The organism is Flavobacterium arabinosi (assembly GCF_048158725.1).
Classification (GTDB): Bacteria; Bacteroidota; Bacteroidia; order Flavobacteriales; family Flavobacteriaceae; genus Flavobacterium; species Flavobacterium arabinosi.
The window spans coordinates 1-1,204 of record NZ_JBLNKX010000028.1; the positions used below are offsets into that span (position 1 = coordinate 1).

Below are 1,204 nucleotides of genomic sequence, written 5' to 3' on the forward strand. Positions count from 1 at the left end.
CGGTGACGTTGACCTTTGCCGATGTAACTACTCCAGGCAACTGTCCGGGTAATTACAGCGTGACCCGAACTTGGACCGCAACAGATGATTGTGGAAACAGATCAACAGCTTCACAAAGAATCAATGTTCAGGATATCACTGCACCGGTAATCGCCGCCTTACCAGCGCCATCGACTATCAATTGTCCCGCCTTGCCAGCCTTTGCGCAAGCAACCGCAACTGATACTTGTGATGCTTCGGTGACGTTGACCTTTGCCGATGTAACTACTCCAGGCAACTGTCCGGGTAATTACAGCGTGACCCGAACTTGGACTGCAACAGATGATTGTGGAAACAGATCAACAGCTTCACAAACGATCAATGTTCAGGATATCACTGCACCGGTAATCGCCGCATTACCAGCGCCATCGACTATCAATTGTCCCGCCTTGCCAGCCTTTGCGCAAGCAACCGCAACTGATACTTGTGATGCTTCGGTGACGTTGACCTTTGCCGATGTAACTACTCCAGGCAACTGTCCGGGTAATTACAGCGTGACCCGAACTTGGACCGCAACAGATGATTGTGGAAACAGATCAACAGCTTCACAAAGAATCAATGTTCAGGATATCACTGCACCGGTAATCGCCGCCTTACCAGCGCCATCGACTATCAATTGTCCCGCCTTGCCAGCCTTTGCGCAAGCTACCGCAACTGATACTTGTGATGCTTCGGTGACGTTGACCTTTGCTGATGTGACTACTCCAGGCAACTGTCCGGGTAATTACAGCGTGACCCGAACTTGGACCGCAACAGATGATTGTGGAAACAGATCAACAGCTTCACAAACGATCAATGTTCAGGATATCACTGCACCGGTAATCACCGCCTTACCAGCGCCATCGACTATCAATTGTCCCGCCTTGCCAGCCTTTGCGCAAGCAACCGCAACTGATACTTGTGATGCTTCGGTGACGTTGACCTTTGCCGATGTAACTACTCCAGGCAACTGTCCGGGTAATTACAGCGTGACCCGAACTTGGACTGCAACAGATGATTGTGGAAACAGATCAACAGCTTCACAAACGATCAATGTTCAGGATATCACTGCACCGGTAATCGCCGCCTTACCAGCGCCATCGACTATCAATTGTCCCGCCTTGCCAGCCTTTGCGCAAGCAACCGCAACTGATACTTGTGATGCTTCGGTGACGTTGACCTTTGC

1 protein-coding gene is annotated in these 1,204 nt (G+C 50.7%); it reads left to right on the forward strand.

The genetic code is table 11. The features are described 5' to 3' along the window. Window positions 1-1,204, forward strand: a 1,204-nt coding sequence (locus ACM55K_RS17470; protein WP_465245429.1) for an HYR-like domain-containing protein, incomplete at both ends; no start/stop codon positions are given.